At 63.6% G+C, this 22964-nt stretch carries 20 protein-coding genes, 2 tRNA genes and 1 pseudogene; 17 read left to right on the forward strand and 6 right to left on the reverse strand.

The genetic code is table 11. The annotated features are described in order from the left end of the window. Positions 1–86: pseudogene (locus HDG33_RS37270) on the forward strand (IS5/IS1182 family transposase); the annotation flags it as partial. Between the two features lie 219 nt (positions 87–305). On the opposite strand, the gene HDG33_RS10990 reads toward HDG33_RS37270, so the two are convergent. Continuing rightward, positions 306–381 (reverse strand) — tRNA-Lys (locus tag HDG33_RS10990). Positions 382–581: 200 nt separating this feature from the next. Between HDG33_RS10990 and HDG33_RS10995 the strand changes: the two genes are divergently transcribed. Beyond that, a complete protein-coding gene (locus tag HDG33_RS10995) occupies positions 582–986 on the forward strand; it encodes a PaaI family thioesterase (RefSeq protein ID WP_018418954.1) in 405 nt (134 codons plus the stop codon). Between the two features lie 75 nt (positions 987–1061). Further along, positions 1062–1940 carry a patatin-like phospholipase family protein gene (locus tag HDG33_RS11000; RefSeq protein ID WP_184025761.1) on the forward strand — a complete coding sequence of 293 codons (879 nt, stop codon included), beginning with the start codon at positions 1062–1064 and terminating at the stop codon, positions 1938–1940. A 64-nt stretch (positions 1941–2004) separates the two neighbouring features. Here the strand turns inward: HDG33_RS11000 and HDG33_RS11005 are convergent, their stop codons facing one another. Continuing rightward, on the reverse strand, positions 2005–3018 hold the full coding sequence (locus HDG33_RS11005; RefSeq protein ID WP_184025762.1) for a D-2-hydroxyacid dehydrogenase family protein: 1014 nt from the start codon (positions 3016–3018) through the stop codon (positions 2005–2007). Positions 3019–3404: 386 nt separating this feature from the next. On the opposite strand from HDG33_RS11005, the gene HDG33_RS11010 reads away from it, so the two are divergent. Continuing rightward, positions 3405–5261, forward strand: coding sequence for a phosphoenolpyruvate carboxykinase (GTP) (locus HDG33_RS11010; protein WP_184025763.1), 1857 nt, complete (start codon positions 3405–3407; stop codon positions 5259–5261). A gap of 12 nt (positions 5262–5273) precedes the next feature. On the opposite strand, the gene HDG33_RS11015 is transcribed toward HDG33_RS11010, so the two are convergent. Beyond that, positions 5274–5543: a hypothetical protein gene (locus HDG33_RS11015; RefSeq protein WP_184025764.1), complete on the reverse strand. Its 270-nt coding sequence runs from the start codon at positions 5541–5543 to the stop codon at positions 5274–5276. A gap of 60 nt (positions 5544–5603) precedes the next feature. Here HDG33_RS11015 and HDG33_RS11020 point away from each other — a divergent pair, with 60 nt between their 5' ends. Continuing rightward, on the forward strand, positions 5604–6710 hold the full coding sequence (locus HDG33_RS11020) for a LysR family transcriptional regulator (protein ID WP_090802249.1): 1107 nt from the start codon (positions 5604–5606) through the stop codon (positions 6708–6710). Positions 6711–6898: 188 nt separating this feature from the next. Here the strand turns inward: HDG33_RS11020 and HDG33_RS11025 are convergent, their stop codons facing one another. The 3 genes from HDG33_RS11025 to dprA form a co-directional block, all read right to left on the reverse strand. Next, positions 6899–9565: a DNA topoisomerase III gene (locus HDG33_RS11025; RefSeq protein ID WP_184025765.1), complete on the reverse strand. Its 2667-nt coding sequence runs from the start codon at positions 9563–9565 to the stop codon at positions 6899–6901. Positions 9566–9873: 308 nt separating this feature from the next. Next, positions 9874–10251, reverse strand: a complete 378-nt coding sequence (locus HDG33_RS11030) for a thioredoxin family protein (protein ID WP_018418960.1) — start codon at positions 10249–10251, stop codon at positions 9874–9876. 101 nt (positions 10252–10352) lie between these two features. Further along, on the reverse strand, positions 10353–11582 hold the full coding sequence (dprA, locus tag HDG33_RS11035) for a DNA-processing protein DprA (protein ID WP_184025772.1): 1230 nt from the start codon (positions 11580–11582) through the stop codon (positions 10353–10355). A gap of 277 nt (positions 11583–11859) precedes the next feature. Between dprA and def the strand changes: the two genes are divergently transcribed. The 12 genes from def to queD all read left to right on the forward strand — a co-directional run bounded on the left by def (position 11860) and on the right by queD (position 22898). Next, positions 11860–12363: a peptide deformylase gene (gene def, locus HDG33_RS11040; RefSeq protein ID WP_184025774.1), complete on the forward strand. Its 504-nt coding sequence runs from the start codon at positions 11860–11862 to the stop codon at positions 12361–12363. Positions 12364–12393: 30 nt separating this feature from the next. Then, positions 12394–13380, forward strand: a complete 987-nt coding sequence (gene fmt, locus HDG33_RS11045) for a methionyl-tRNA formyltransferase (RefSeq protein WP_184025776.1) — start codon at positions 12394–12396, stop codon at positions 13378–13380. Between the two features lie 125 nt (positions 13381–13505). Further along, a complete protein-coding gene (locus HDG33_RS11050; RefSeq protein ID WP_184025779.1) occupies positions 13506–14147 on the forward strand; it encodes a LysE family translocator in 642 nt (213 codons plus the stop codon). 105 nt (positions 14148–14252) lie between these two features. Next, the gene (gene htpX / locus HDG33_RS11055) at positions 14253–15110 is read left to right on the forward strand and encodes a zinc metalloprotease HtpX (protein WP_018418965.1); all 858 of its coding nucleotides are present in this window, start codon (positions 14253–14255) and stop codon (positions 15108–15110) included. 198 nt (positions 15111–15308) lie between these two features. Beyond that, a complete protein-coding gene (gene rsmB, locus HDG33_RS11060; RefSeq protein WP_184025782.1) occupies positions 15309–16748 on the forward strand; it encodes a 16S rRNA (cytosine(967)-C(5))-methyltransferase RsmB in 1440 nt (479 codons plus the stop codon). Further along, positions 16745–17344 carry a DUF4390 domain-containing protein gene (locus tag HDG33_RS11065; RefSeq protein ID WP_184025788.1) on the forward strand — a complete coding sequence of 200 codons (600 nt, stop codon included), beginning with the start codon at positions 16745–16747 and terminating at the stop codon, positions 17342–17344. Before rsmB ends, HDG33_RS11065 begins: the two co-directional genes overlap by 4 nt. After that, positions 17334–19760: a PAS domain-containing sensor histidine kinase gene (locus HDG33_RS11070; RefSeq protein WP_184025797.1), complete on the forward strand. Its 2427-nt coding sequence runs from the start codon at positions 17334–17336 to the stop codon at positions 19758–19760. The genes HDG33_RS11065 and HDG33_RS11070 overlap by 11 nt, the downstream gene beginning before the upstream one ends. Further along, positions 19761–20450 carry a response regulator transcription factor EsaR gene (gene esaR, locus HDG33_RS11075; protein ID WP_184025800.1) on the forward strand — a complete coding sequence of 230 codons (690 nt, stop codon included), beginning with the start codon at positions 19761–19763 and terminating at the stop codon, positions 20448–20450. Positions 20451–20543: 93 nt separating this feature from the next. Continuing rightward, a tRNA-Phe gene (locus tag HDG33_RS11080) sits at positions 20544–20619 on the forward strand. Between the two features lie 395 nt (positions 20620–21014). Then, complete coding sequence (gene queC, locus HDG33_RS11085) at positions 21015–21746, forward strand: 7-cyano-7-deazaguanine synthase QueC (RefSeq protein WP_184025817.1); 732 nt, start codon at positions 21015–21017, stop codon at positions 21744–21746. Positions 21747–21800: 54 nt separating this feature from the next. Next, complete coding sequence (queE, locus tag HDG33_RS11090; RefSeq protein WP_184025820.1) at positions 21801–22433, forward strand: 7-carboxy-7-deazaguanine synthase; 633 nt, start codon at positions 21801–21803, stop codon at positions 22431–22433. Positions 22434–22439: 6 nt separating this feature from the next. Further along, positions 22440–22898 (forward strand): 6-carboxytetrahydropterin synthase QueD, encoded by a 459-nt coding sequence (queD, locus tag HDG33_RS11095; RefSeq protein ID WP_184025823.1) that lies wholly within the window; start codon positions 22440–22442, stop codon positions 22896–22898. The last annotated feature ends 66 nt before the right edge of the window (positions 22899–22964 follow it).

Here is a 22964-nt window from a genome sequence, read left to right on the forward strand (position 1 = left end):
TGCCCGAAACCCTGGCAGGCCTGCACTTCGTCGTCTTCGCCATGCTTATGCTCGTTCATGCTGCACCGATTATGAAAAGTGCCTAACACGCTCTAGGTTTAGAAGTGAAATTATGCTAACTGGTTAATGGCATGGCCATTACGCGGGAGCGGGTGTTCGGCGTATGGTGATAGGGTCGCCAGCTTTCGCAATCTCGCAGTAGTTTGCGAATGGGCGTGCCGCAGCCGGGTTGTCCCATTTGCCTGCACAGGCGACAGAACGCAAAAAGCCCGGTCGCAGTGACCGGGCTTTTTGCTTGAATCTGGTGGTGGGGCGTGAGTGACTCGAACACTCGACCTACGGATTAAGAGTCCGCTGCTCTACCAACTGAGCTAACGCCCCAACAGAAGCGAAATTATGCAGGATGTTTTTGAGATTGCCAAGCCCTTTTCGCAGTGTCATTAAAAAGATCGCATCGCCCGAACTTGAGCGTTCCCTCGACAAAGCCGCCATCCCGAAAACATCGACGCGTCCAACGCTGCCGGTATCATGTCGCGGACACCTCCCGCACGCAGCATCGCGGCTTTCGCCCGGGGATTCCCATGGATGACAAAGAGATTACCGAGCTGCTCGACCGAGTTCTCGCCCCTTGGGTCCGGGCGCTCACGTTGACGCCGATCAAGGTCGACGAGGAAAGTGCCACGCTGCGTCTGCCGTTCTCTGGCGAGTGGCGACACTCGGGCGGCATGATCAGCGGCCAGGTATTCATGGCGGCCGCGGACACGGCGATGGTCGTCGCCATCACCGCCGCGCTTGGCGGCTTCAAGCCGATGAGCACGGTGTCGCTGAATATCAACTTCATGCGCGCGGTCCGCAAGGGCGATGTGCTGATCAAGGCGCGCGTGCTGCGCATGGGCCGCAATCTCGTGTTTGGCGAAGTCGAACTGTTCGACGAAGGCGGCAACATGGCGGTTCAAGCCACTACGACTTACGCGCTGCTCGAGTGAATGCGCGTCGGACCCGAGGGCGCCGCCAACACAATCTGCGTGCAGCAAGAGCAAAGGAAAGCAAGGAAAAGCAGCATGTTCGATCAGGTCGTATTCGCCGGCGGCGGCAACCGCTGCTGGTGGCAGGCGGGTTTCTGGGACGTCGTGCAGCCGCAGCTCGACATCCGTCCGCGCGTGATCACCGGCATTTCGGCCGGCGCCGCAACCGCGTGCATGATTTACACGCGCGGCGACTCCGACTGGGTTATGCGCTATTACGAAGACGCACTGCGCCACAACACGCGCAACGCCTACTGGGGCAATCTGCTGCGCGGCGAGTCGGTGTTCCCGCATTACCGGATCTACCGTCAGGCGCTGCTCGATATCTATGGCGACAAGTTTTCCAGGCTCGCGCAGGCGCCGGAAATCCGCATCGGCGTATCGCACCTGCCGCGCTGGCTCGGCGCGAGAAGTGCCGTCGCGGCAGGGCTGGTCGCGTACAACATCGAAAAATACGTGCGCAAGACGCTGCATCCGACGCTCGGTCGGACGCTTGGCTTTCATCCGGAATTCGTGCGCGCGCAGGATTGCGCGAGCGTCGACGAGTTGGCCGACCTGATCCTGCAATCGTCGAGTACACCGCCGTTCACGCCGGTTCTGCGGCGCAACGGCCGGCCGGTGCTGGACGGCGGCATGGTCGACAACGTGCCGGTCGGCGCGCTAGATGCTGACGCGCCGGGCAACGTGCTCGTGATGGTCACGCGTCTTTATCCGCGGCCGCAGATGTTCGTCGTGCCACACGGCGTCCAGCAGCGGCTTTACGTGCAACCGTCGCGCAAGGTGCCGATTTCGAGTTGGGATTACACGAGTCCGTCGCAGATGGTGCACGCCTATAACCTTGGCCGTGCCGACGGTGAGGTCTTCCTTGAACGCATCCCTGCATTGATGGAGGCGGGAGCGCACGAAGCGCGATGAGCGACGCGGCGGGGCGGGGCGGGGCGGGCACACATCTGATCCGCCGGCCGGCCTCGCCCACCAATCACCGCCGACGCCCGCCCTGCAACGCCTCCGGATTCGCGACACTGGCGGTATCGCCGGCATCGAACGCGAGGATGTTGTTGAACGCCGCCGAAAAATACAGTTCGTAGCTCTCCCGCTCCACGTAGCCGATGTGCGGCGTGCAGATCACGTTCTCCATGCGCAGCAGGCTGTAGCCTTGCAGGATCGGCTCGCTTTCGTAGACGTCGATCGCGACCATCCCCGGACGGTTGTGTGACAGCGCGTTCACCAGCGCACTCTCTTCGAGCAGCTCGGCGCGGCTCGTGTTCACGAGCAGCGCGGTCGGTTTCATGCGCATCAAATCGTCCTGCTTGACGATGCCACGCGTGTCGTCGTGCAGACGCAGATGCAGGGACAGCACATCGCTGGTCTCGAACAGTTCCTCACGACTCGCCGCGACGCTGTAGCCATCGGCGCGAGCGGCTTCGCGCGAGTGCTCGCGGCCCCAGATCAGCACGTTCATGCCGAACGCCTTGCCATAGCCGGCGAGGAGTCGGCCGATCTTGCCGTAGCCCCAGATCCCTAGCGTCTGTCCGCGCAGCACTTGCCCCAAACCGAAGTTCGGCGGCAGCGCCGACGTCTTCAGCCCCGACTGCTGCCAGGCGCCCTGTTTAAGGTTTGCCACGTATTGCGGAATACGCCGTTGGGCGGCCATGATGAGTGCCCACGTCAGTTCGGCCGGCGCGACCGGCGAACCGCTGCCCTCGAGCACGGCAATGCCGCGCTCGGTACAGGCCGCCAGATCGATGTGGCTCGACACTTTGCCAGTCTGACTGATCATGCGCAATCGCGGCAGCTTGTCGAGTAGTTGCGACGTGATGCGGGTACGTTCGCGAATCAGAACGAGGGCGTCGACTTCCGCAAGACGGCTCGCAAGTTGTCCGAGACCGCGCACGGTATTGTTGAATACTTTGACTTCCTGGTCGGCCAGCAATTGAAAGCAGTCGAGCTTGCGAACGGCGTCCTGGTAATCGTCGAGGATGGCAATCTTCATGGTATGTAATTTGCGGCGCACCTCATTGGTGCGAACGGAATGTTATGCTGACTGTCCCACCATGTGACTTAGGTCACACGTTAGTCTGGCTAGATGCCCTACCGTAGAAGCTGTCGCACACAAAAGAACGGCAACGGTACGTGAAGGCGAATTGAGAACGTTTTTAGCAGTTTGTTGCGTGTTGAGGCAAGCCGCTTTACACAAGGTTGCAGAAGCCTTGTAGGAAGCGCGCCTCCGCCTGGCAAGCTGTGTGGCCCAGGACGATCTGCGCAATCATGCGCCGCCAGTGGAAAATTGACACGTCGGCGCGATGAATTCAATGCCTCTCGCATGCAGCGTCCCCGGGCTTGTACCGTTTTTCTATTGCTTCAAACGGAGACAAGTCGATGAATCATCCCTCGTTCGAAGGCCAGCTCACTATCGAGGCGCCCACATGGATCAAACACCGCAAGCTGATCGACTGGGTCCAGCGCATCGCCGCGCTGACCAAGCCTGAAAAAGTGGTCTGGTGCGACGGCTCGCAGGAAGAATATGACCGCCTGTGCGCGCAGATGGTCGAAGCCGGAACGCTGAAGAAACTCAACCCCGCCAAGCGTCCCAATTCCTATCTCGCCTGGTCCGATCCGTCCGACGTCGCGCGCGTCGAGGATCGCACCTTCATCTGCTCGCAGCGAGCAGAGGACGCAGGCCCCACCAACAACTGGATCGCCCCGGCCGAAATGCGCTCGACGCTCGACGGCCTGTTCGATGGCGCGATGCGCGGCCGCACGATGTACGTGGTGCCGTTCTCGATGGGCCCGCTCGGCTCGCCGATCGCGCATATCGGCGTCGAGTTGAGCGACAGCCCGTACGTCGTGACCAATATGCGCATCATGACGCGCATGGGCCGCAAGGTGTATGACGTGCTCGGCGAGGACGGCGAGTTCGTGCCGTGCGTGCATTCGGTCGGCGCGCCGCTCGCTGCGGGCGAGCAGGACGTGTCGTGGCCTTGCAACAAGACCAAGTACATCGTGCATTTCCCCGAATCGCGCGAAATCTGGAGCTTTGGCTCGGGCTATGGCGGCAATGCGCTGCTCGGCAAGAAGTGCTTCGCGCTGCGCATCGCATCGACGATGGGCCGCGACGAGGGCTGGCTCGCCGAACACATGCTGATTCTCGGCGTCACCTCGCCGGACGGGCGCAAGCATCACGTGGCGGCGGCGTTTCCGTCGGCGTGCGGCAAGACCAACTTTGCGATGCTGATCCCGCCGGCGGGCCTGAACGGCTGGAAAATCTCGACGATCGGCGACGACATCGCGTGGATCAAGCCGGGCAAGGACGGCCGCCTGTACGCGATCAATCCGGAAGCCGGCTACTTCGGCGTTGCGCCGGGCACGAGCGAAAAGACCAACTACAATGCGCTCGCCACGTTGAAGGAAAACGTGATCTTCACGAACGTCGCGCTGACCGACGACGGCGACGTCTGGTGGGAAGGCATGACCGACGAGCCGCCGGCGCATCTGATCGACTGGCAGGGCAAGGACTGGACGCCAGCCGAGGCAAAAGAAACCGGCCGCAAAGCGGCGCATCCGAACGCGCGCTTCACGGCGCCGGCTTCGCAGTGCCCGTCGATCGACGCGGACTGGGAAAACCCGGCCGGTGTCGCAATCGACGCATTCATCTTCGGTGGCCGCCGCTCGACCACCGTGCCGCTCGTCACTGAAGCGCGCAACTGGGTCGAGGGCGTCTACATGGCGGCGACGATGGGCTCTGAAACCACCGCCGCGGCGGCTGGACAGCAGGGCGTGGTGCGCCGCGATCCGTTCGCGATGCTGCCGTTCTGCGGCTACAACATGAGCGACTATTTCACTCATTGGCTGAAGACCGGCGAGCGTCTGCAGCAGTTGAGCGCGAAGCTGCCGAAAATCTTCTGCGTGAACTGGTTTCGCAAGGGCGCGGACGGCAAGTTCGTGTGGCCTGGCTTCGGCGAGAACATGCGCGTGCTGAGCTGGATGGTCGGCCGCATCGAAGGCACCGCGCAGGGCGAAGAGCATGCGTTCGGCATTTCGCCGCACTATGAGGACATCGACTGGAGCGGGCTGAACTTCAGCCGCGAGCAGTTCGAGCAGGTGATTTCCGTCGATGACGCTGCATGGCGCGACGAGCTCGTGTTGCACACGAAGCTGTTTGACACGCTGCAACACGGTTTGCCGCCGGCACTGACTGAGGCGAAGCGCGCGCTCGAGGAAAAACTCACAGCGTGATTATGTGAGTGCTCACTCAGCATAAAAAGCCGCCCTCGGGCGGTTTTTTCGTTGGGCGCCCGGCTTATTTCCGTTTTTTCGAGTTCCGCAACGGCCGAACGACCGTTGCGTCTGTTCGAACAAAAAAGACAGAGCAAGCTGCAGCGCAGCAGATTGTTTTTGATTTGGGAATAATCGCTGGTCGGACCCCGGTTTTATCGACACAGTCGTACCAAAATTGACAATATTTCCTATTTTGCGGGCAACTTCTGCACGATTTTGCGAGTCGTAGGAGAATTCCAAGTTCGCTTCACTGGTTTTCACCAATTGTCAGGAAGCAGTAACAAGGCAGGGAGTTGTCCTATGGATCATTTGCAGTCGATGCGAGTTTTCGTCAAGGTGGCGGATCTCGGCAGTTTTGCCCGCGCCGCGAGCGCCATGGATATTTCCAACGCGGTCGCCACCCGTCACGTTGCGGACCTCGAGGGCCGTCTTGGTACGCGGCTGCTCAATCGCACGACCCGCAGCTTGTCGCTGACCGAATCCGGTCAGGTCTACCTCGAGCGCGCCCGTCAGATTCTCGACGAACTGGAAGACGTCGAACAGATGGTGGTCGCTCGCAATCACGAACCCGTCGGCACGCTACGCATCGTCGCGCCCGTCGTGTTCGGGCTGCATAACCTCGCGCCCGTGCTGCAAACGTACGCGGAGCGCTATCCAAAAGTCATTCCCGACGTCACGCTGGTCGATCGTCAGGTGGACCTCGTCGAGGAGGGCTTTGACGTCGGCGTCGTGATCGCGCGGCAAATGCGCAGCGCGAGTATCGTTACGCGGCGTCTGACCACGGGCTGCATGACCGTCTGCGCGACGCCGGCTTATCTGGAAAAGCATGGCATGCCGACGCGTCCCGAACATCTGCTCGAGCACCCGTGCCTGAGCCTGCCATCCGAATACTGGGGCGATGAACGCGTGTTTACCGGGCCGGAAGGCGAAGTGCGCGTGCGGCCGTCGAACGTGATCGTCGCGAACAACACGGAGATGCTGAGACAGTTTGCGCTGCTCGGCATGGGCACCGCGATTCTGCCGAGCTATCTGATCGGTCGCGACATGACGCGCGGCCGGCTCGTGCGTTTGCTCGGCGATTACCGTTTGCCGCAGGTCGAGATCAATATTGCGTACCCAAGCCGCCGTCACCTGCCGGCCAAGGTGCGCACGTTCATCGACCATCTGGTCGAGCACTTCAACCAGACGCCGAACAGCGTGCTCGGCGAGCAGTGGATCAAGGACGGTCTGGAGCGTCCGGCGACGTCGGCCGCGTTCGAGACTGCCGAGTCGCGCGCACCGGAAGCGTTCGATGGCGCCGAGCCGCTGTCGCGGCTTCTCGATAGCGAGCTGTCGCCGGCCGTGCCGAAGCCGATGACGAAGTCGTCCAATCGCAGTCCACGCCCGACGGCGTTATCGCCGCTGTAAATCTCTGAATGTCGAAGCCCGCAGCGATGCGGGCCGGCATTGAAAAGGCGCAGTCACCTCAAGTGACTGCGCCTTTTTTCATGGACAGATGCGGACTACACCGCGGGCTGTGCACGGATCGCCGACTGCGGTGGCTAATGTAGCTATTCCTGCTACCACCGCGAGCCGCCGATCCGAATCTCGCCCTACTAGCCGGTTTTTCGCGCCGCGGTCTTTTTCGCCGGTGCCTTCTTGGCCGCCGCGGACTTGGCGGCGGGCGCCTTCTTCGCCGCCACCTTCTTTTCCGCCGGCTCGGCCTTCACGGCCACCGCGGTATCACCTTCGTCCGCTTCCGACATCGCCTTGGCCGCGGAACGAGCACCCGAAGTCTTCGCCGCTGCGGTCTTCGCCGCCGCCGGCTCCTTCTTCTCGAATTCGAAGCCGATCTTGCCGTCGTTCTGCTTGACGAGGAAAGCTTTGAAGTTACGGCCGGTACGCGACGACTTGAAGTTCGTCAGCAGATCGGTGCGACCCTCCTCGAGCAGTTTGGCCATCTGCTCGCGGGCGATTTCCTGCTGCAGGATCACCTTGCCGGAACGGAAGTCGCACGACTTCGGATTCGCCACCGAGTTTTCGCAGACGTAGCTCATGCCATGCTCGAAAACGCGGCCTTGGCACTTCGGACACGCGCCGACCGGCTGCTGATCGGAGAAGTCGGGCGGCTCGCCGTCTTCGCCGGCCGCGTCCTGGCCGAAGTCGAACTCGAGCTTGTAATTCTTGATCTCGTCGTCGAGCGACAGTTTCAGGATCGCCGAGAACGGCCGCCCCATCTTGCTGCGGAAGCCCGACAGCGGCCCGATCGTCTTGTTCTGCAGCAGTTCTTCGACTTCGGCGATCTCGAACTGACGGCCGCCCGGAATCTTCGAGATCGAGAACTCGCACTTCGAGCACGCGAAACGCCGGTAGTTTTCCTTCACCTGGCCACCGCAATTCGGGCAAGGTGTCTGCAATGTCGCGTAATCGCCCGGGATCGTGTCGGAATCGTATTCCTTCGCGCGCTTGACGATAGTCTGCGTCATGCGCGCGATTTCCTGCATGAACGCGTCGCGTGGCAGGTTGCCGCGCTCCATCTGCGACAGCTTATATTCCCATTCGCCGGTTAGCTCCGGCGCAGTCAGCTCCTTCACGCCGAGGCCGCGCAGCAGCGTCATCAGCTGGAAGGCCTTGGCGGTCGGAATCAGATCACGGCCTTCGCGGATCAGGTACTTTTCGGTGAGCAGACCTTCGATGATCGCCGCGCGCGTTGCCGGCGTGCCGAGCCCCTTGGCCGCCATCGCTTCGCGCAATTCGTCGTCTTCGACCAGTTTTCCCGCACCTTCCATCGCCGACAGCAGCGTCGCTTCGTTGTAGCGCGCTGGTGGCTTCGTGACCAGTTGCTGTGCGGCGATCTTGTCGGTCTTGACCTTTTCGTCTTTCTGCACCGGCACGAGGTTCGCGTCGTCGCCGCTGGTTTCGCGGCCGTAGATCTGCAGCCAGCCCGGCTCGACGAGCACCTTGCCTTCGGTCTTGAAATGATGTCCGACCACCTCGGTGATACGCGTCGTCACACGGTATTCGGCGGCCGGGAAGAACACCGAAAGGAAGCGCTTCACGACAAGGTCGTAGAGCTTCTGCTCCGGCTCGGACAGATTCTTCGGCGCCTGCAGCGTCGGGATGATTGCGAAGTGGTCGCTGATCTTCGAGTTGTCGAAGATGCGCTTGTTCGGCTTCACCCAGCCCTTGTCGAGCACCTGCTTCGCGAACGGCAGGTAGTTGTTGCTCTCCTTGAGCATGCCGAGCGTCTGCTTGACCGTGTCCAGATAGTCTTCCGGCAACGCGCGCGCGTCGGTTCGCGGATAGGTCAGTACCTTGTGCTTTTCGTACAGCGCCTGAGCGAGACCCAGCGTGTTCTTCGCCGAAAAGCCGAAGCGGCCGTTGGCTTCTCGCTGCAGACTGGTCAGGTCGAAGAGCGCGGGCGACAGCTGCGTCGACGGTTTCGACTCCTCGGTCACCGTGCCGAGCTGGCCGCGGCAAGCCGCGACGATCGTCTCTGCCGCTGGCAACGCCCAGAGGCGCGAGTCGCGCTTCTCCGGATCGAACTCGTCGCGCTTGAATTTCGGGTCGAACCAGCGGCCTTCGTAGAAGCCGGCCGCGCAGACGAACTCCGCCTTCACTTCCCAGTAGTCGCGCGGCACGAAGCGTCGAATCTTCTCTTCGCGCTCGACGACGATCGATAGCGTCGGCGTCTGCACGCGCCCGACCGTGGTCAGGAAAAAGCCGCCGCCCTTGCTGTTGAACGCGGTCATCGCGCGCGTGCCGTTGATGCCGACGAGCCAGTCCGCCTCCGAGCGGCAACGCGCCGCGTCGGCGAGCGGCTGCATCTCTTCGTCGCTGCGCAGACGCGCGAAACCGTCGCGGATCGAGCCGGCCGTCATCGACTGCAGCCACAGCCGTTGCACCGGCTGTTTGGCTTTCGCGTGCTGCGCGATCAGGCGGAAAATCAGTTCGCCCTCGCGCCCCGCGTCGCATGCGTTGATCAGACGGTCGATGTCCTTGCGCTTCATCAGCCTGGTGAGCACCTTCAGGCGCGACTCGCTCTTCGCGATCGGATTCAGATCGAAATGCGGAGGAATGACGGGCAGATTGGCAAAGCTCCACTTGCCGCGCTTGACTTCGTAGTCGTCGGGCGCGGCGATTTCCAGCAGGTGGCCCACTGCCGACGAAAGGACGTAGTCGTCGCTTTCGTAGTACTCGTCATGCTTGGTAAAGCCGCCCAAAGCGCGCGCGATGTCGTTCGCGACAGAAGGCTTTTCGGCGATGATCAGTGCTTTGGACATGACTCGATGTGAGGTTGGTAGATCCGGGTTGGTGGCCTTGAGGGCCAACATGGCGCGCGACGCTCGCTTGAGACCTCTTTCGACCCAATAACGACCGCTTTATAGCACAAGGTGCGAACCCAACGGGTCAAGTGCCATAAAAGCGCGTCATCATAATTGCGGGTCCGGCGGTTGATCAACTGCGGCAAACGCCGCGTGCGGACAGCGATGCCAGCCGCGATGCTGTGCCAAATGATCGGCGGGGGCCTGTACCGCAAGCGGCGCGTCGCGAGGCTTTCCGTTTGACCGGGCGGCGCGCGAGGCCGCCTTCAGGCGACCGCCAGCGCCGGCCGCAGCTTTGGCGCACCGGTTACGCCGGGCAGCGCGGTCAGATCCGACAGCATCCGCTCGACGATCGACACCTGTGGCAAAACCGTACCGAAAAACCGTGTCGTCACCGAGTCTTCGATCAGGACGGTCGGGAAATTCTCGACGTCCAGATCGTCGAACCGATCCGCATGAGTTTCGATGTCGATCCATGCGAAACAGACTTCCGGGTGCCGCTCGGCCAGTTGGTTGAAGGAGTCCCGGTACTCGCGACACGTTCCGCACCACTCCGCGCACAGGCATGCAACGAACAGCGTGTCGGGTTCGTTGACGCGCTCGGCGATCCGGTCCTGGTCGGTGTCGAGGTTCAGCGCGGGCATGAAGTGATTTCCTTGTGTGTTTTGTCGGGTGCTTTGGCGCGAATGTAGCATGGCCGGTCGCGAAAAGTTGCCAATCTGCATTGACGCCGGTCAGTCTCGGCTCAGTCATGATGGGCTCGCATGAAGCGGCCGCCGGGCAGCAGCGTGACCTCGCCGGCGAGTTCGAGCCGGAGCAAGGCGGCGTGCAGGGCGGCGTTCTCCATCTCGGTACGGGCGGCGAGAATTTCAAGCGTGGTCGGCGAATGGCCGAGCGCGGCGAGCAGACGCTGTGCGTCAGGGGCGAGCGCCGGCTGCGGGGCCGGCCCGGACGGCGGTGCGTCGGCGAAGGCTGCGGTCGTAGCGGGCAAAGCGGTCCCACCCGACGAAACACGCAAACCCGCATGCTCCAGCGGCACGGCCCGCTTCCCCGAGCGTCTCGCATCGCCCGCCGGCCGCCGGGCAAAACCGAGCTCCTCCAGCACCTCGTCAGGCGTTTCCACGAGCCGCGCTCCCTGCTTGATCATCCGATGACAGCCGCGCGACAACGGCGCGTAAATCGATCCGGGCAACGCGAACACGTCGCGCCCCATCTCATTGGCAAGCCGCGCGGTAATGAGCGAACCGGAACGCATAGCCGCCTCGACGATCACGACTCCGCTGACCAGTCCAGCGATCAGCCGGTTGCGCTGTGGGAAGTTGGCGGCGCGTGCCGGCGTGCCGAGCGGCCACTCCGAGAGAATCGCACCCTGCGCGGCGATCTGCCGCGCGAGCGCTTGATGCGCGGCGGGATAGACGAGGTCCGCGCCGGTGCCTACCACCGCGACCGTTCCGCCGACACCTTCCAACCCGCCCCGATGTGCGGCGCCGTCGATGCCGAGTGCGAGCCCCGATACGACCGTCACGCCCGCCGCCGACAGCTCTCGCGCGAACCGCCGCGCATCCTCGATGCCCTGCGGCGTCGCGCTGCGGCTGCCGACCAGCGCGACCGCGCGCGTATGCAGCAAATCAAGCCGGCCCTTTATATATAGGAGCGGTGGCGGATCGGGGATCGTCAGCAGCGCGGGCGGATAGGCGGGATCGTCGAGCGTGACGATCTGGTTGCCCGGCTGCTCGCGCCATGCGAGCACTGCATCGAGCTGGCCGTCGAACGCTGGACCCGGCGGCGCCAGCACCGCGCGCGCCGCGGCGTCACCGGCGACCTCCGCGAGCGTCTCCGGCGATTGCGCCAACAGCGCCTGCGGCAGCCCGAATGCGCCCAGCAACAGGCGCAACGCCGCGGGTTTGAGGCCCGGCGCAAGTGACAACCGCAGCCAGGCGGCAAGTTCGATACGGGTCGCGGGCAAGGTCTGCATGCGGGTCGCTCCTCTGGCGGGGCCTGCGGGCAGGCGGGCGCCATGCTAAAATTTTCATCATCCGAAATAAAAACGCGGAAATAAAACGGCAATGAGCCGCGAATAATCGCGGCGCCGCGCTTACCGGCGCGGGTTCGTCGTCGGGCGCACGAGGCGCGTTGAATCGAACCGGTTCGACATCATCTATCCTCTGCGTATTACGACGGGCTCACAACCTGGCCAAATGGCCAACGCGAGCCTCCAACGGTTGGCGGCGTCTCAAATCACACTCGAAATCATGGCTTTACTGAGCATCCTCAATTACCCGGACAAACGGCTGCACAAGGTGGCGAAGCCAGTCCCGGAGGTCAACGACCGTATCCGCCGTCTCGTCGCGGACATGGCCGAAACGATGTACGCGGCGCCCGGCGTCGGCCTCGCCGCCACCCAGGTGGACGTGCACGAACGCGTGATCGTGATCGACGTGTCGGAAACGCACGACGAACTGCTCGCGTTCATCAATCCGGAAATCGTCTGGTCGAGCGATGAGAGGAAGTTGTCGGAAGAGGGCTGCCTGTCAGTGCCCGGGATCTACGACAACGTCGAGCGTGCCGAGAGAGTGCGCGTGCGTGCGCTCAACGAGAAGGGCGAAACGTTCGAGCTCGATTGCGAGGGGCTGCTCGCCGTGTGCATTCAGCACGAAATGGATCACCTGATGGGCCGCGTGTTCGTCGAGTATCTGTCGCCGCTGAAGCAAACGCGCATCAAGAGCAAGATGAAGAAGCTCGCCCACGCGATGTAACGCGCTTTCAACTTGCCTACCGCCCCATTCATGAGTCATTCGTTGCGCGTCATCTTTGCCGGCACACCGGAATTCGCCGCGGCCGCGCTGGCCGCGATTCATGGCGCCGGGTTTGCCGTGCCGCTCGTCTTGACGCAGCCGGACCGGCCGGCGGGTCGCGGCATGAAGCTGCAGGCGAGTCCGGTCAAGCGCTACGCACAGGAGCACGGCCTCGCGGTTGCGCAGCCCACGTCGCTGCGCCGCGCTGGCAAATATCCACAGGAAGCCGCCGCCGGCATCGAGCAACTGCGCGCGACGCTGCACGATGTGATGGTTGTCGCCGCCTACGGGCTGATCCTGCCGCAGGAAGTGCTCGACATTCCGCGCTTCGGCTGCATCAACATCCACGCGTCGCTGCTGCCACGCTGGCGCGGCGCGGCGCCGATTCATCGCGCGATCGAGGCGGGCGACGCGCAAACCGGCATCACGCTGATGCAGATGGACGCTGGACTCGACACCGGCGCGATGATTTCCGAAGTACGCACCCCCATCTCCGCCGACGACACAACCGCCATGCTGCACGACCGCCTCGCCGGGGACGGCGCGCAATTGATCGTCGACGCACTGATCGAGCTCGAGCGCAGCGGCAAGCTGACGTCGATCCCGCAACCGGCCGACGGCGTGACCTACGCCGAGAAAATCGCCAAGCACGAAGCGGCGCTCGACTGGCGCCGGCCGGCCGAGGCGCTTGCGCGTCAGGTGCGCGCGTTCGACCCGTTCCCTGGCGGCGCCGGCACGCTCGACGACGGCAGCACCGTCAAGATCTGGGCCGTCACCGCCGTGGCCTCGCCGGCGTCGGGCAGCAACAAGGCGCCAGGCACCATCGTCGAGGTTGCGCCCGACGGCGTGCTGGTCGCTTGCGGCGAAGGTGCACTGCGTCTGACACAATTGCAGAAGCCCGGCGGCAAGCGCCTGCCGGTACGCGAATTCCTTGCTGGCTCGCCGCTCGCCGCAGGCCAGCGCTTCCAGCTTCCTTAGGCGCAATAAGCGCGTCTCGCACGCCGGAGCATCGTCCATTCGGCCGGTGTTCTCCGCGCCCGCCGCGAGCGCGACGCGCGTTAGAATCCTCCATGCAGCAGACTAGGTTTTCGAGGGTGCATCACATGTTCGGCATCGTCCATTTCGAGTTTTTCATCGTCGCGGTTTTTCTCCTGAACATCACGCCGGGGCCGGATACCGCTTATATCGTCGGGCGCAGCGTCGCCCAGGGCCGCGGCGCGGGGCTGATGTCGGCGCTCGGCATCTCGGCGGGCTGCTGCATTCACTCGCTTGCCTGCGCGTTTGGACTGACCGCGCTGCTGGCCGCGTCGGCTACGGCGTTCACCATCGTCAAATTCGCCGGCGCGATTTATCTGATCTATCTGGGGGTGCGCCTGATCTTCGCGAAACCGGCCGCGGATGCGCCCGCCGGCGATGCGCGCGCGTCGTCCACGCCGAAGTCACTGCGGCAGTTGTTCCTGCAAGGCTTCTGGACCAACGTTCTGAACCCGAAAGTCGTGCTGTTCTTCGTGTCGTTCTTCCCGCAATTCGTCACGACGGGCAGCGAACACAAGACCTTCGCGTTTCTCACGCTCGGCGCGGTCTTCGTGCTGATGAGCATGGTCTGGAACAGCTTCGTCGCGTGGATCGCGGGAAGCGTCACGCAGCGTTTCTCGGGCAAACCGGCGGTCAAGCGCTGGCTCGATCGCGGCGTCGGCAGCGCGTTCGTCGGCCTGGGCATCAAACTCGCGAGCGCCTCGCGATGATTGAATTTTCCCGCACCGCCCATATCTAACATTTCGCTTACAATCTGGCGCCGCAATCGCGCGGCACGGAGATGAAGGCCACGCTCGGGGCAAGGAGTTGCAGACATGTTTAACTGGGTGAAAACCGCGATGTTGATGGCCGCGATTACGGCCCTTTTCATCGTGATCGGCGGGATGATCGGCGGGTCGCGCGGCATGATGGTCGCGCTCGTGATTGCCCTTGGGATGAATTTCTTCTCGTACTGGTTCTCCGACAAGATGGTCCTGCGCATGTACAACGCGCAGGAAGTCGACGAAAACAGCGCGCCGCAGTTCTATCGGATGGTGCGCGATCTCGCCACGCGCGCGAACCTGCCGATGCCGCGCGTCTACCTGATCAACGAAGACGCGCCGAACGCGTTCGCCACCGGCCGCAACCCGGAGCACGCGGCAGTCGCGGCGACCACCGGCATTCTGCGCGTACTGTCCGAGCGCGAAATGCGCGGCGTAATGGCGCACGAACTCGCGCACGTGAAGCATCGCGACATTCTGATCTCGACGATTTCGGCGACCATGGCCGGCGCGATTTCCGCGTTGGCGAACTTCGCGATGTTCTTCGGCGGCCGCGACGAAAACGGCCGTCCTGCCAACCCGATCGCGAGCATCGCGGTTGCGCTGCTCGCGCCGATTGCGGGTGCGTTGATCCAGATGGCGATTTCGCGTGCGCGCGAATTCGAAGCCGACCGGGGCGGCGCGCAGATTTCGGGCGACCCGCAGGCACTGGCGTCGGCGCTCGACAAGATCCATCGCTATGCGAGCGGCATTCCGTTCCCGACGGCCGAGGCGCATCCGGCCACCGCACAGATGATGATCATGAATCCGCTGTCGGGCGGCGGTATCGCGAGTCTGTTCTCGACGCACCCGGCGACCGAGGAACGCATCGCGCGTTTGATGGAAATGGCGCGCACCGGGCGCTTCGACTGAGGCGCCGCGTCGCTCGGCGCGTCGAGCCTGAAGTACTGAAGAGCGGGCCCGCGAGGCCCGCTTTTTTCACACTGTTCGTCGCCACTGCGCGATAGCGTCTGCGGCCACCACCCACGCATGGCGGCGCCCCACCGGCGCCACGCTACAATGTGCGCTGATTGCGCCGCGCGCACCGTGCGGCTTGCCCTTGCTCCCTTCATGACTTCAAAGCCTTCTTCGCGTTCTGCTTCCTCGTCGGCCGGTTCGCGCGAATCCCGTTTGTCGACGCTGCAACTGTCGCCCGAATCGCTCGGGTTCGCACTCGATTGCGCGGCCCAGGCCGTCGGCGCCGTGCGTCTCGGCGCGGCCTTGCCCGCGGCGCTGCAAAGCGTTTTCGTGGCGGTGCCCGAGGACAACGCCGCAGCGGCGCGCGGCGCGGTGCAGGATATCGCCTATCGCACGATGCGCCGTCTCGCAACCGCCGAGTGGCTGATCGCGAAGCTGATGAAGAAGGCGCCTCCGCCGCACGTCGCGCATGTGCTCGCGTGCGCGCTCGCGCTGCTCGTCGACGACGAAGCGAGCGCCGCCTACACGCCGTTCACGGTCGTCGACCAGGCGGTCAGGGTGATTGCCGCGCGTCGCGAGTTCGCGTTCGCGAAGGGGCTCGTCAACGCGGTGCTGCGCAACTTCTTGCGCGAGCGCGACACGTTGCTCGCCTCCCTGCAAGCCGATGAAGTAGCGCGCTGGAACTATCCGGCCTGGTGGATCGACGCGGTGAAGCGCGCATGGCCCGAGGCGTGGCAATCGGTGCTGGCCGCCGGCAACACGCAAGGTCCGCTGACGTTGCGCGTGAACGCGCGCCATTCGACGGTCGACGCCTATCTGCAAGTGCTGCAACGCCAGCAGATCGCCGCAAGCAAGGCTGGCGAGTACGCGGTCACGCTCGCGACGCCAATGCCGGTCGAGCGCATTCCGGGCTTCAGCGAAGGTGTCGTGTCCGTGCAGGACGCAGGGGCGCAACTCGCCGCGCAATTGCTCGGCGTGCGCGACGGCATGCGCGTGCTCGACGCGTGCGCGGCCCCTGGCGGCAAGACCGGGCATCTGCTCGAACTCGCCAACATTCAAGTGGTCGCGCTCGAAAGCGATGCGTCTCGCGCGCGCCGCATCGGCGAAAACCTGCGGCGTCTGAAGCTCGAAGCGGAAGTGCGCATCGGCGACGCGGGCAACCCCGCGCAATGGCACCACGACCTCGACCAGCCGTTCGACCGCATCCTCGCCGACGTGCCGTGCTCGGCGTCGGGCATCGTGCGGCGTCATCCGGATATTCGCTGGCTGCGTCGTCAGTCCGATATCGCCGCGCTCGTCGCCGAACAGCGCCGCATTCTCGACGCGCTGTGGCCGCTCGTGAAACCGGGCGGCGAGTTGCTTTACGTTACCTGTTCGATCTTCCCCGAAGAGGGCGAGTTGCAGGCACAGTGGTTTGGAAACCAGCACCAGGATGCGGTACGATTGGACGCGCCGGGGCAGCTTTTGCCCTCAGTTGCCCGCGCGCCCGCCGACCCATCGGCCGGTTCTCATGCTGGACGACCCGCTGAATTCAGCGCCGGCACGAACTCAGACCACGACGGATTTTTCTACGCGCGCTTTCAGAAACGGTGACCATAAAACGCTTCTTCCCGCTTCGGCTCGCTGCCGTGCTCTGGATCGCGCTGGCCGTCTGGCTTGCAGCGCCGGGCGCGGCGCACGCTGACTCGATAGCGGTGCAGCGGGCGTCGCTGCAGGCCGACAACGGCGGCTGGAGTCTCGACGCGCATTTCGAATTCCAGCTGAACAGCAATCTCGAAGACGCGGTCAACAAAGGCATTCCGCTTTATTTCACGACCGATTTCGAACTGAGCCGGCCGCGCTGGTACTGGTTCGATGAGCAGCCGGTCAGCGTGTCGCAAAGTTTGCGGCTGTCGTTCCAGCCACTCACGCGCGAATATCGCGTGTCGAGCGTGCAGTCGGGCGGCTTGCAGCTCGGCTTTTCCACGCTCAACGATGCGCTCGCGGTGATCAAGCACGTGACGTCGTGGCACGTGATCGACCGCAATCAGGTGCGGGTCGGCGAAACCTATAACGCGTCCGTGCGCATGCAACTTGACATCGGGCTGATGCCCAAGCCGTTCCAGATCGACGCGGTGAACAACCGCGACTGGAACCTCGCCTCCGATTGGAAGCGCTTCACTTTCACGGCCGCCGATCGTGCTAAATAAAGTGCGCTCATCTTCCACCAGTGTCAGCAGCATCGTCGTGCGCGTGCTCGTGTCGACGGTCGCGGTGACGGCCGTGTTGCTGCTCGTGTTGCTGGCCGCCGCCAGCGCGAACACCGAATTCTTCGACCGCTATTACCAGTGGCTGTATGCGGCCAACGTCGCGGTCGCGTTGATCTTTCTGCTGGTGGTGGCGACGCTCGTCGTCATCATCATCGTGCGATTACGCACGGGCAAATTCGGCACACGGCTGCTCGCGAAGCTCGCGTTCTTCATGGCGCTGGTCGGTGTGGTGCCGGGCGGCATCATCTACATCGTGTCGTATCAGTTCGTGTCGCGCAGCATCGAGTCGTGGTTCGACGTGAACGTCGAAACCGCGCTCGCGTCCGGCCTCAACCTCGGGCGTGGCATGCTCGACGCGTCGCTGTCCGATCTGCAGACGAAGGCGCGTCTGATGTCCGAGCAGCTCGCGAGCGCGGATGCGGCCGGCACCACGTTGACGCTGCTGCGTTTGCGCGACCAGTTCGGTGTGCAGGACGCGACGATCGTCGAGCCGACCCGCAGCATGTCTGGCGCGACGCCGGACATGCACGTGGTCGCGCAGGCGTCCGGCAACTACGCGATGCTCGTGCCAAACGATCTGCCGACACCGCTGATGATCGAGCAGGCGCGTGGCCACGGCTATGCGGCGATCGAAGGCGAAGTGGACGGCGATCCGAATGCGCACGGCGGCAAGGGAGCGCTGCGTCTGCGCGTGGTGCAGCGTATTCCCGATGCGAACGCGTCGCTATTGCAGCCCGCCGAGCGCTTCCTGCAACTGACGCAGCCGGTCTCGACGACACTCGCGCGCAATGCCGACTCGGTGCAGCGCGCGTATCGCGAGTATCAGGAGAAGGCGCTCGGCCGCACCGGCCTGCGCAAGATGTACATCGGCACGCTGACCCTGTCGCTGTTTCTCGCGACTTTCATCGCGATGATGCTCGCGCTGGCGCTCGGCAATCAGCTCGCGCGGCCGCTCTTCCTGCTCGCGCAGGGCACGAAGGAAATCACCGAGGGCGACTACACGCCAAAGCGCGAGATCAAGTCGCGCGACGAACTCGGTTTCCTCACGCAGTCGTTCAATGCGATGACGCGGCAGTTGTCGGAAGCGCGCGGGGCGGTCGAGAAAAATCGTATCGCGCTCGAGCATTCGAAGGCGTATCTCGAGAGCATCCTCGCGAACCTGACCGCGGGTGTGTTCGTGTTCGACCGGCAATTCCGGCTGACCACCGCGAATCGAGGCTCCGAGCGGATTTTCCGTCAGCCGTTCCAGACGGTGCTCGGCTCGTCGCTCGATCAGATCGGCGTGCTCGGCGAATTCGGCGCGATGGTGCGCAAGGCATTCGCCGATCGCGAAGCGGCGAGTGAAGACGGCCATGACGACAACGGCCATTGGCAGCAGCAGTTCTCGGTGCCGGTGCCCGGCGAAACCGAGCCGCTCACGCTGCTCGTGCGCGGCGCGCGCCTCCTCGCGGCGAACGAGCGCGACGCTGAAGACATGCAGACCGCGGGCTACGTGATCGTGTTCGACGACATCTCCGACGTGATCTCCGCGCAGCGTTCGATCGCATGGGGCGAAGTCGCGCGGCGCCTCGCGCACGAGATCAAGAATCCGCTCACGCCGATTCAACTGTCGGCCGAGCGTTTGCAGATGAAACTCGCCGACAAGCTCGCGCCGTCGGATGCGGACGTGCTGAAGCGCGGCGCGACGACGATCGTCAATCAGGTCGCCGCGATGAAGCAGATGGTCGACGATTTCCGCGACTACGCGCGCACACCGCCCGCGGTACTCGCGCATCTGCAATTGAATGGTCTGGTCAGCGAGGTGCTCACGCTGTACGGTATCGAAGAAGGCAAGGGCGCGATCCAGGTCGAGCTGGCGGCCTTGCCCGCGATACGCGGCGACGCGACGCAGTTGCGTCAGGTGATCCACAACCTGCTGCAGAACGCGCAGGACGCGGTCGCCGAAGTCGCGCATCCGCGTGTTTTGCTCGAGACGAGGACAGTAGAATACGGAGACCCCGACGCGCAAGGCAAGGCACGCGTCGCGGTCCGTCTGACAGTGTCGGATAACGGACCAGGCTTCCCCGCGCGTATCCTCACGCGCGCGTTCGAGCCGTACGTGACGACCAAGGCCAAGGGTACGGGTCTGGGACTTGCGATGGTCAAGAAGATCGTCGACGAACATGGCGCGCGCATCGACATTCGCAATCGCATGAAGGCCGGCGACGTGATCGAAGGCGCGCAGATTTCGATTCTCTTCCTTCAACTGGCGGACGACCCCGCGCAGCCGGGTGCACCTGTTTCGGGTGCGCATCCGGCGCACGGCGGCGCGTCGCAGGGAACGACAAAAGCAACAGTGCAGACAAGGGCAGCGTAAATGGCAACCATCCTGGTGGTAGATGATGAAATGGGCATCCGGGAACTGCTCTCGGAGATCCTCAGCGACGAGGGACACGTCGTGGAGGCCGCTGAAAACGCGCAGGAGGCGCGCGAGTTCCGTCTGCGTCAGGCGCCGGACCTCGTGCTGCTCGACATCTGGATGCCGGACACCGACGGCGTGACGCTGCTCAAGGAATGGGCCGCGCAAGGTCAATTGACGATGCCCGTGATCATGATGTCCGGTCACGCGACGATCGACACCGCGGTCGAGGCCACCAAGATCGGCGCGCTCAACTTCCTCGAAAAGCCGATCGCGTTGCAGAAGCTACTAAAGGCGGTCGAGCAGGGACTCGCGCGTGGTAACGCGGCGGCCGTGCCCGGCGGCGTGGCTGCGAAGCCGGCGTTGCCGGTCAGCGCATCGTCAGTCGCGTCGTCGGCCGCGTTGCCGATACTGTCGTCCGATGGCGTCGGCGGCGGCGCGCTCGTCGCGCAAACCGCGTCGATCTCGTTCGACATTCCGCTGCGCGATGCGCGCGATGCGTTCGAGCGCGCGTACTTCGAATATCACCTCGCGCGCGAGAACGGCAGCATGACGCGTGTCGCGGAGAAGACCGGTCTCGAGCGCACGCATCTTTATCGCAAGCTGAAGCAACTCGGCGTCGATCTCGGCAAGAACAAAGGGGAGTGAGCGCCACGTGTTGCATGCGAACGCGGCGCGGCAGATTATTTATGAAAGGGCTTGCTGAACTGCGGATCGCTTGATATAGTTTCGTTCTTCGTTGGCCCGGTAGCTCAGTTGGTAGAGCAGCGGATTGAAAATCCGCGTGTCGGTGGTTCGATTCCGCCCCAGGCCACCAGGATTCAGCCCCAGGAAATCGCAAGATTCCCTGGGGCTTTTCCGTTTGGCGGACAAGTCGTCACTTCGGCTTGCCACGCAGTTGAAGCCGCGCGGGTGGGACAGCTGGCGTCGGCGACATTCGGTGTCGCGTGATAAAATCGCGCCAGTTCAAGGACTTGCATGCAGGCGTCGCACGCGGTCGTGCACCGCGCGAATGCAGTGCCGAGCATGTCGCACCGAAGCACCCAATCCTTCGCCCGACGATCGGCGGTATAAGCGCCCAGCCACGTTCCCGCGCAACGCGCGACCTATACTGCTTTGGGCCGGCACAGTGCCGGCACACGTCGCGCCGCGTTGCTTGCATGGCGCACCTCGCGCAGCGCGACGTGGCACTCTCATTCACGGAGTATCACGGTGATCCGCAAAGACGCTAAGCGTAGCGCGCTCGTGCTGTTTTCCGGCGGCCAGGATTCCGCCACGTGTCTCGCGTGGGCGCTCGACCGTTACGACACGGTCGAAACGGTCGGCTTCGATTATGGTCAGCGTCATCGTGTCGAACTCGAATGCCGCGAAGGATTCCGTCAGGCCGTGGTGCGTGCGTTTCCGGCGTGGGGCGATCGTCTCGGCGACGATCACACGATCGACCTGTCGCTGCTCGGCGCGATCAGCGACACCGCGATGACGCGCGAGATCGAAATCGAAGCCACGGCCAATGGGTTGCCGAACACGTTCGTGCCGGGCCGCAATCTGATGTTCATGACGATCGCCGCGGCCATCGCGTATCGGCGCGGTTTGCAGGTGCTGGTCGGCGGGATGTGCGAGACGGACTTCTCGGGCTACCCCGATTGCCGCGACGACACGATGAAGGCGCTGCAGGTCGCGCTGAATCTCGGCATGGACGCGCGCTTCGCGCTGGAGACGCCGCTGATGTGGCTCGACAAGGCCGACACGTGGCGCCTTGCGCGCGAGCTCGGCGGCGACGCATTGGTGGAACTGGTGCGTGTCGAGACACATACCTGCTACGTCGGCGAACGGGCCGAGTTGCACTCATGGGGCTTCGGCTGCGGCGAATGCCCGGCATGCCGGTTGCGCAAACGTGGCTATGAGGCCTACCTCGCCGGCGAAAAAGTCACCGAGCCGGTCTGACGGTTCGCGCGAGAGCGCGCATCATAGATTCAGGAACACAGGACAGAAAGCAGCATGACGTACGCGGTCAAGGAAATTTTCTACACGTTGCAGGGCGAGGGCGCGAATGCCGGGCGGCCGGCCGTGTTCTGCCGTTTCGCGGGCTGCAATCTGTGGTCCGGCCGCGAAGAGGATCGCGCGGACGCCGTCTGCCGTTTCTGCGACACCGACTTCGTCGGCACCGACGGCGAGAACGGCGGCAAGTACCGCACACCTGACGAACTGGTCGCGATGATCGCGTCGCAATGGCCGCAGGGCGAGGGCGAACGCTTCGTCGTGTGCACCGGCGGTGAACCGATGCTGCAGATCGATCAGCCGCTCGTCGACGCGCTGCACGCGGCCGGCTTCGAGATCGCGATCGAGACCAACGGCTCGCTGCCGGTGCTCGACACGATCGACTGGATCTGCGTGAGCCCGAAGGCCGACGCGCCGCTCGTCGTGACGAAGGGCAACGAACTGAAGGTCGTGATCCCGCAGGACAACCAGCGCCTCGCCGACTACGCCAAGCTCGACTTCGAGTATTTCCTCGTCCAACCGATGGACGGCCCGTCGCGCGACATCAACACGAAGCTCGCGATCGACTGGTGCAAACGTCATCCGCAGTGGCGCCTGTCGATGCAGACTCACAAGTATCTGAACATTCCCTGATTTGCCGTGCTGACGATTACCCGAAAACTCGAATTCGACGCGGGCCACCGCATTCCCGATCACCGCAGCCAGTGCCGTAATCTGCATGGCCATCGCTACGTGCTCGAAATCACGCTGCAAGGCGATCTGGTCGACGCCGAAGGCGCGCCCGATCGCGGCATGGTGATGGACTTCGCCGACGTGAAGTCGCTCGCCAACGAGCACCTGGTCGACAAGTGGGACCACGCGTTTCTCGTCTACGAAGGCGACACGCAGGTGCGTGACTTCCTCGACAGCATGGCGGGTCACAAGACGGTCGTGATCGATCGCATTCCGACCGTCGAAAACCTCGCCGCGATTGCGTTCGACATTCTCGCGAACGTCTACGACGCGCACTACGGCGTGAACCTGCGCCTGCACAAAGTGCGTCTGTACGAGACGCCGAACTGCTGGGCCGAGGTGGTCCGCGACTCGCTTCCCACCTGAATCCACGCCCCGCCACGCGAACGAACTCTCGCGTTATTGTCACGGTATGATCGTTCCGACCAACAC

This window comes from Paraburkholderia sp. Cpub6 (assembly GCF_014201065.1).
Lineage (GTDB): Bacteria > Pseudomonadota > Gammaproteobacteria > Burkholderiales > Burkholderiaceae > Paraburkholderia > Paraburkholderia tuberum.